The following is a 7,348-nucleotide window of genomic DNA, read 5'->3' as shown; positions in this document are numbered from 1 at the left end:
CCGGCGGTCGAACCGGTGCAGCGGCGCAGTGTCAAGGGGTGCGGCGTAGCCGATACCGGAGCGGTCCCACTTCCGTGGACGGCAAACCTGAGGTTCACCGGCTGTAGAGCGCCCGGCAATAGGTACCGTCCGGCCCGGATCCCGTCTTCTTGGGCTCGCTGCCATTGGAGTTCCCGGTGTAACGCAGGCAGATCGCGATCTTCCGGCTGCTGTCACCGATGATCGTGATGCCGGATGGTACAGCTGCCCTTGCAGTGGATGCCGTCGCCGGCCGGAGCACCGATCACGACGTTCTGGATGGTGCCGCCGTTGGCCACCACGAACATCGCAGGCTGGTGCTCGTTCTGGCTGCCGTCACCGATGCCGTAGTAGCGGCGCATGCCGCCGTCGAAGGTCCCGTTCACCTTGAACGGTGGACGTAACTCGCACGTTGCCCTTCGGAGTGGGCCACGTTCCCGTCGACCCCGAACTCGCCGCGCTGGCGGAACTGATCCCGGCGCCGACCAGGACCGCGCCACCCACGAGTCCGGCCAGGACGACACACGCCAGTGCCAGTAGCCTCCGAGCGCGCAGCGCTCCGCCGAACGGGCCGGCTAATCGAAGGCTATGACCCCCGCCAGGAATCGCTCCGGGATCTGAGCCTACGGCAGCACGCAAAAACCATGATCGAATTGTTTTTGGCGTTCTGGATGGTCGGCTGTGCCGAGGGTTCCGAGACATGAACTGTCCTTCCCGCGGCCGAGCTGGTCGCAGGGTCGTCGCAAGCAAGCGGAGATATGCGGAGAGGTGACATGACGAGGACGCACGACCGGGGGTCCAAGACGGGCATTCTGGTCCGGGACAGCTTCGGACGGACCCGAGAATCAGCACAACAGGAGGATGAGCCGGATGCCCGAACAGCAGCGGAGGTTCCGGGACGATGATGTGTGCTGAGGGCTCTGACAGTGCCCACGACCTCGGGGCGACCGCGCTTGCGCCGGACACCGTCGGCCTGTTGGCAGGCCTGACGACGACTCGGGCGATCCGCCGCTACCGCGACGAACCGATTCCCCCCGATGCGCTGCGCGCCATCCTCTTCGCCGCCACCCGGGCTCCCAGCGGCTCCAACCGGCAACCATTCCGTTTCCTCGTCCTGACAGACGGCCCAAAGGCCCGGGCGGCGAAGAAACTGATCGGCGACGGCGCCCGGCGAGCCTGGGGCGCCAAACGCGAAACGGACCGTTACAACACCGGATCCGGAGCAGTGGAGGACTCCCCCAAGGCCCGCATGGCACGGACGATGCAGCAGTTCGTCGACGAATTCGAACGGGTGCCCGTGTTGATCCTGCCGTGTCTGGTCCGCTATCGCGAACCGACTCTCAACGAGGGCGCATCGGTGTACCCGGCGTGCCAGAACCTGCTGCTCGCGGCCCGCGCTCTCGGGTACGGCGGCGCCTTCACCGGCTGGAACGTTGTCGTCGACACGGAACTGCGGGAGCTGCTCGGCATTCCTGCGGGCACGTCCATCGCCGGCACCATCACCATGGGTAAGCCTGCCGGCCGCCACGGTCCGGTGCGTCGGCGGCCGATGTCGGAGCTCGTATACGAGGAGAGGTGGGGAGAGCCTGCGGACTGGGCCGTCGACCCACCCGGCACCGCGTTCACCTCCGCCGGGCCGCCGCAGCCCCGGGCCGCCGCGCCCGTATTGCCGGGCGCTCAAAGCTGTCGGACCTGGCCGCCTTCGACCACGACCGGGTGCGGGTGGAGTTGCTCGACGCCGCTGACCCCGCTGACCCCGCTGACAGTGACACGCCGGGCGACGTCACCACCAAGCAGTTTCCGACCTGGGGCGACGCCTCGGACCTGATCGACATCCTGAATGTGCGGCCGGAGGGCGAACGTCGCTACGTCAGCATCACGCTCGCCGACCACCAGCGACCCGTCGTCGAGGGTAGCCAGATGCTCGGTCAGGCCATCGTCGCGGCCGGGCGCCATACGGTCGGGCGGCGGGTGGCCGGGCGGCGGGTGGTATCCGCTCATATGGAATTTTATCGGGCCGCTGATGCGCGCGAGCCACTCGAGTTCGAGCTGGACGAGCTCAGCTCCGGGCGAAGCTTCACAGCGCTGGCCGTGCACGTGAGCCAAGGCGGGCGACGCAGGGCTGGCGGTACCCTGCTGCTCGACGTCACCGCACCGGACGGGACATCCGGATAGTCGACGGAGCGTACACGAACGATCCGCAGGCGCCGGTGGGTCCACCGGTCATCGACACGTGGGTCCGCTTCCGGGCGGTACCGGACGATCCGTGTCTGCACGCCGGGCTGCTGGCACAGTTCACCGGGCACATCTCGATAGGCGCGGCGCTCCGCCCGCACGAAGGAATCAGCCAGTACCACGCACATCGCACCCTTTCAATGGGAATCAACGCCATCGGCATCTCCTTTCACACCGACGTCCGGGCGGACCGCTGGATGCGCTACCACCACCTCTCGACCTTTGCCGGCGATGGCATGACCCATTCCGAGTGCAGGGTGTACAACGAGACAGACGAGCTGCTCGCCTCATTCACCGTCGACGCCATGGTGCGGGGTTTTGCCGGGGACGGCCGCGCTGTGAGCCTGACGACCGGGCGGGGCCCGCTCGCCGCCAATCCCGCTGGGTATTTCAGCGCCCCGCTACCCAGCCCCCTCATGTACGTCGAGCCATTCCGCCGCCGCGTTCGCGGCCGCGAAGCAGGCCGCACATTGATCGACAGTGACCGGGTGCTGCTGGTCCATCGGCAGGGACAGCCCCCGACCTACGCATTCCCGGCGGAAGACGTCCCGGCGGAAGACGTCCTGGCTGGGAAGGCCGAACCCGAACCCGCCGCTGTCGGCTACGTACGAGTGCCCTGGGATGCCGTCGCCGAGTGGTACGAAGAAGAGGAACGGATGTTCGGGCATCCGAGGAATCCCTACCACCGGGTCGACTGCATCCGCGCGAGCAGGCGGCTGCGCGTCGAGGTCGCGGACGCGGCGCTGGTGGACACGGCCGACACCGTCGGGTTGTACGAGACCGCGCTCGAGCCTCGCCTCTATGTGCGCCGCGATCAGGTACAGATGGGTCTCCTGCGCCCGAGCACGACGACCACCTACTGCCCCTACAAGGGAACCGCGTCCTACTGGACGGCCGTGATCGGGGACATCGTCGTCGAGGACGTCGCCTGGTCCTACGACGACCCGCTGCCTGAATCCCTTCCGATCGCCGGCCTCCTGAGCTTCGACGGCGCCCGAGCGGCGGTCATCCATGACCTGCCACCGGCGACGCACGTTCGCTGACCACCAGGGTCTATCCGATCGAACGATCCCGGTCAGTAACGATCCCGGTCAGTTGAGAACGACCGTGATTTCCGGTGTGGTGGCCGCGCGGACGTCGTCCACGGTTACCCCGGGTGCGGTCTCCCGCAGGATCAGACCGACGCCGGGCTCGACGTCGATCACCGCCAGATCGGTGATGATGCGGTGCACACAGGCCTGGCCGGTCAACGGCAGCGTGCACTCGTCGAGGATCTTGTGGCTGCCGTCCCGAGCCACGTGTTCCATCATCACGATGACGTGCCTGGCGCCGTGGACCAGGTCCATCGCGCCGCCCATACCCTTCACCATCTTTCCGGGGATCATCCAGTTGGCCAGATCGCCGGCGGCGGACACCTGCATGGCGCCGAGCACCGCGACGTCGACGTGCCCTCCGCGGATCATCCCGAACGATGCCGCGGAGTCGAAGAACGACGCCCCCGGCAGCACCGTGACCGTCTCCTTACCCGCATTGATCAGGTCCGGGTCGATGGCATCCTCAGTCGGGTAGGGCCCCACACCGAGAATCCCGTTCTCGCTGTGCAGGACGACCGTGACACCGGCCGGGAGATAGTTCGGTACCAGCGTCGGTAGGCCGATACCCAGATTGACGTACTGCCCGTCGGCAAGCTCCCGTGCCACCCGTGCGGCGAGCTCTACCCGCGTCAGTGCCATTCTTCCCGTCCCCCCGTCGCAGCATTCACGCGCCGCGGCGCGGGGGCCCCCGCGCTCACTGCGTCACCGTCCTCTTCTCAATCTGCTTCTCGCGGTGGGGGACACAGACGACGTGCTGCACGAAGATGCCAGGCGTGTGGATCCCGGCCGGGTCCAGCTCACCCGGTTCGACGAGCTCCTCCACCTCGGCGATCGTCACCGTGCCCGCGGCGGCACACAACGGATTGAAGTTCGCAGCGCTTGCCCGGTAGACGAGGTTTCCGTGCCGGTCGCCCTTCCACGCATGGACCAACGCGAAATCACAGACGATCGCCCGCTCCAGCACATAGCGGACCCCGTCGAACTCCCGAATCTCTTTCGGCGGCGAGGCAAGCGCGACGCCACCGGCCCGGTCATACCGCAACGGCAGACCGCCGTCGGCGACCTGGGTTCCCACTCCTGCTGGGGTGTAGAAAGCCGGGATCCCCGCCCCGCCGGCCCGCAGCCGCTCAGCCAGCGTCCCCTGTGGAACGAGTTCGACCTCCAGCTCCCCGCCGAGGAACTGCCGCTCGAACTCCTTGTTCTCACCGACATAGGACCCGGTCGTGCGACGGATGCGGCCGGCTCGCAAAAGAACCCCCAGCCCCCAGCGGTCGACCCCACAGTTGTTGCTGACCGTCTCAAGATTGGTGATGCCCGCATTCATCAATGCCTCGATCAGCGTGCTCGGGACGCCACACAGCCCGAACCCGCCCACCGCCAAAGATGCTCCGTCGCCGATGCCGGAAACCGCCTTGGCCGCACTCGCAACCACTTTGTCCACCGTTCGCGCACCCCTCCTCACACCACGGTTATGATCACGACCACTTCCCGGCAGACCTGAGTTGCCATCTGTTGCCGGGCGCTCTTAGTCAGGCAGTCAGGCATTAGTCACTACGTGATGGTGAGAAGCACGGATGTTGTTCATGATACACATCAGTCGCTCCAAGAGCGCCCGACAGTAGGGGCATGGATCAAGGAACGGGGCCGGGGTGCGTGCATCGCGAGGTGCGAGGAGGGAGGCACCGGAGGTGTTGGGTGTCGACCGACGGAGCCGGGGTACCCGTGCATCGCGCAACGATGGATGGGGAACGATGATGGGAGGTGCCTGCCCCGGCCCTGCATCTCGGTGCAGAACAGCTTGACCTTCGCCGCGTCGGCCGACGTCAGCTCGCCGACGGCATGCTCGGTCAGTGCCCGGTCCAACAGCGACAGCCCGGCGTGGCGCTGGGTCGGATCGGTCTTGACCGCGGTGACGAACAGGTCCGCGTTCAACCCGCCGGTGATGAAGGTCTTCGAGCCGTTGACGAGGTAGTGGTCGCCCTCACGGCGGGCGGCGGGCGGTGGCCGTGGCCAGATCGCTCACTGCGCCGCGCTCATCGCCGCGCGCATCCGGGGGCGGTTCGCTTCACGTTTTTGGTCCGGTTCGACCAGCCGGTGGCTGCGGGAGCGGACTGCGATGTCGTGGCCTTCGGCCCGCTTGCGTAGTGCCCCCACCGTGGCCTGCTCACGCGGCACATGGGTAAAGGGCTCGAAGGAGGGCGGGTTCAAACGGTCAACACCGACGGCGGTTTGATTGCCAACGGTGAACCCATCGGGGCGTCGGGCCTGCGTCAGATCCACGAGTTGGTCCTGCAGCTGTGAGGGAATGCGGGCGATCGGCAGGTACCAGGAAACCCGCGGGTGGGTTACGATCAACTCTACGGCGCACCCGGCACAGCTGGCGTGTCGATTCTGACTACCTGATGCTCGGATTACCTGACGGCTCTGACTACCTGTCGCCCCACGTCGTGGGTCTCGCAGGTCACGGGCGTGCCGTTCCTCGTTGATCTCACCGTCTCGCCATAATGGATCTTCCGGCGGGCGGTTCCCGGATCGAACGCCGGAATGGCAACGACCCAGGGTCGGTGCTCCCACAGCAACCCCGGGTCCTGATCCCCATCCCTGCGGACACAGGAGAATGAAAATCGACAGCTGCCGTCTATAAAACAGAATTATGATCTCCGTTGAAACGGAAGATCACAGCTGTTTTCTTACTTCCAGACGGGGGAAGACCGGTAGCGGATCGGCAACGGTCGGGCCATTGTTGCCGCACTGGTGGACGATGCGGTGAGCAGCTTCAGGAAGGAAGGGTTCCAGCTGCGTCGCCAACACTCGGCATGTTTCAACGAGTTCGCCAAGCGCTGCATCAAGCGGTTGCGATGATGCGCCATCCTTGCGTTCGGCTTTCGCCAGAGTCCATGGTGCGACGGCTTCGACGTAGCGATTTCCATGATCGCCGAGGCGTATGATTGTTTCGGTGGCGCGACGAAAGTCAAAGGAGGCCAGAGCCTCGTTGATATTTTCGCCGGCCTCGGCGCGAGCGGCTCTCAGATCTGCCGCCTCAAGATTGTCTGCTGCGATCGAAGGTATCACACCGTCGCGGTAGCGTCGGACCATGGAAACGGTGCGGTTGACCAGATTACCTATGTTGTTGGCAAGGTCTTCATTGGCCCTGGTGACGAGGCGGGCGGCGGTGTAGTCGGTGTCTCCTGTGCGGGCGACGTCTCGTAGCATCCACCAGCGCAACGCATCGGTGCCATATTGCGCGACGATGTCGGCGGGGTCCTCGGCGTTGCCGGCAGACTTACTGATTTTCTCGCCATTGGCAGTCAAGTACTCGTGTACAAGGATGGTGTCGGGCAGGCGAATGCCGGCAGAAATCAGCATGGCGGGCCAGTAGACCGCATGAAAGCGAATTATGCCCTTACCGATGACGTGAACACGCCGATCGGCATCGGTCCACCAGTGACGGAACGTGTCATCATCGGTACCGTAGCCTGGTGCGGTGATGTAGTTGGCAAGTGCGTCGTACCAGACATAAATAACCTGGTCCGGGTCGCCGGGTACGGGGATTCCCCAACCGCGTGCACGGGTCATACTGCGGGAAACGCTGAAGTCCTCCAGCCCAGCCTCGACAAAAGACAGAACCTCGCGCTTACGGGACGCCGGCTCGATGTGGAGCGTATCATCGGAAATAAGCCTGACAAGTTGTTCCTGGTAGCGACTCAGTCGGAAAAACCAGTTATTCTCCTCAACCATCTCTGGAATGATGCCGTGCTCAGGGCATCGGCCGTCGGCGAGTTCGTCCGGCGAATAGAATAGTTCACATCCGACGCAGTACAAACCGGCGTAGCTTTTACGGTAGAAATCACCGCGCTCTGCGCAGGCTGCCCACAGCTTGTTCACGCCTGGGCGGTGCCGTGGATCGGAACTTGTCTTGATGAAGTCGTCATATGAGAGGTTCAGGGACTCGCGAAGGGAGGCGAAACGCGCGGCGACCTTATCGACGTATTCCTGTGGAG

General features: G+C 65.1%; 8 protein-coding genes and 3 pseudogenes. 5 read left to right on the top strand and 6 right to left on the bottom strand.

Annotation, left to right across the window (positions count from 1 at the left end):
• Positions 1 to 212: 212 nt before the first annotated feature.
• A complete protein-coding gene (locus U9983_RS02940) occupies positions 213 to 404 on the bottom strand; it encodes a pectate lyase (RefSeq protein ID WP_322752531.1) in 192 nt (63 codons plus the stop codon).
• Positions 405 to 919: 515 nt separating this feature from the next.
• Between U9983_RS02940 and U9983_RS02935 the strand changes: the two genes are divergently transcribed.
• The 4 genes and pseudogenes from U9983_RS02935 to U9983_RS02925 all read left to right on the top strand — a co-directional run bounded on the left by U9983_RS02935 (position 920) and on the right by U9983_RS02925 (position 3,296).
• Positions 920 to 1,846 carry a nitroreductase family protein gene (locus U9983_RS02935; RefSeq protein WP_322752530.1) on the top strand — a complete coding sequence of 309 codons (927 nt, stop codon included), beginning with the start codon at positions 920 to 922 and terminating at the stop codon, positions 1,844 to 1,846.
• A gap of 14 nt (positions 1,847 to 1,860) precedes the next feature.
• Positions 1,861 to 2,193 (top strand): acyl-CoA thioesterase domain-containing protein, encoded by a 333-nt coding sequence (locus U9983_RS27665; protein WP_416211261.1) that lies wholly within the window; start codon positions 1,861 to 1,863, stop codon positions 2,191 to 2,193.
• A gap of 35 nt (positions 2,194 to 2,228) precedes the next feature.
• Positions 2,229 to 2,486: pseudogene (locus tag U9983_RS27660) on the top strand (hypothetical protein); the annotation flags it as partial.
• A 105-nt stretch (positions 2,487 to 2,591) separates the two neighbouring features.
• Positions 2,592 to 3,296 (top strand): DUF427 domain-containing protein, encoded by a 705-nt coding sequence (locus U9983_RS02925; RefSeq protein WP_416211262.1) that lies wholly within the window; start codon positions 2,592 to 2,594, stop codon positions 3,294 to 3,296.
• A gap of 48 nt (positions 3,297 to 3,344) precedes the next feature.
• On the opposite strand, the gene U9983_RS02920 is transcribed toward U9983_RS02925, so the two are convergent.
• From U9983_RS02920 to U9983_RS02905, 4 genes and pseudogenes are all read right to left on the bottom strand, one after another.
• Positions 3,345 to 3,986: a CoA transferase subunit B gene (locus tag U9983_RS02920; RefSeq protein ID WP_322752529.1), complete on the bottom strand. Its 642-nt coding sequence runs from the start codon at positions 3,984 to 3,986 to the stop codon at positions 3,345 to 3,347.
• A 55-nt stretch (positions 3,987 to 4,041) separates the two neighbouring features.
• Entirely contained in the window at positions 4,042 to 4,788 is a 747-nt protein-coding gene (locus tag U9983_RS02915; protein WP_322752528.1) for a CoA transferase subunit A, read from the bottom strand.
• Between the two features lie 419 nt (positions 4,789 to 5,207).
• A pseudogene (locus U9983_RS02910) lies at positions 5,208 to 5,382 on the bottom strand (acyl-CoA dehydrogenase family protein); the annotation flags it as partial.
• Positions 5,367 to 5,627 carry a hypothetical protein gene (locus U9983_RS02905; protein ID WP_322752595.1) on the bottom strand — a complete coding sequence of 87 codons (261 nt, stop codon included), beginning with the start codon at positions 5,625 to 5,627 and terminating at the stop codon, positions 5,367 to 5,369. The pseudogene U9983_RS02910 and the gene U9983_RS02905, both read right to left, overlap by 16 nt.
• On the opposite strand from U9983_RS02905, the pseudogene U9983_RS02900 reads away from it, so the two are divergent.
• Positions 5,559 to 5,750: pseudogene (locus U9983_RS02900) on the top strand (thiolase C-terminal domain-containing protein); the annotation flags it as partial. The gene U9983_RS02905 and the pseudogene U9983_RS02900 sit on opposite strands and share 69 nt — an antisense overlap.
• 273 nt (positions 5,751 to 6,023) lie before the next feature.
• On the opposite strand, the gene U9983_RS02895 reads toward U9983_RS02900, so the two are convergent.
• A partial coding sequence (locus U9983_RS02895; RefSeq protein ID WP_322752527.1) for a methionine--tRNA ligase occupies positions 6,024 to 7,348 on the bottom strand: 1,325 nt, incomplete at its 5' end.

It is taken from the genome of Protofrankia sp. Cas3, assembly GCF_963555955.1.
Classification (GTDB): Bacteria; Actinomycetota; Actinomycetes; order Frankiales; family Frankiaceae; genus Protofrankia.
This window is presented reverse-complemented; position numbering and strand designations above follow the sequence as displayed.

Bases quoted from the DNA above. Each gene is read 5' to 3' on its own strand.
- U9983_RS02935 (WP_322752530.1), top strand. From the start codon at position 920: ATGATGTGTGCTGAGGGCTCTGACAGTGCCCACGACCTCGGGGCGACC.
- U9983_RS02920 (WP_322752529.1), bottom strand. From the start codon at position 3,986: ATGGCACTGACGCGGGTAGAGCTCGCCGCACGGGTGGCACGGGAGCTT.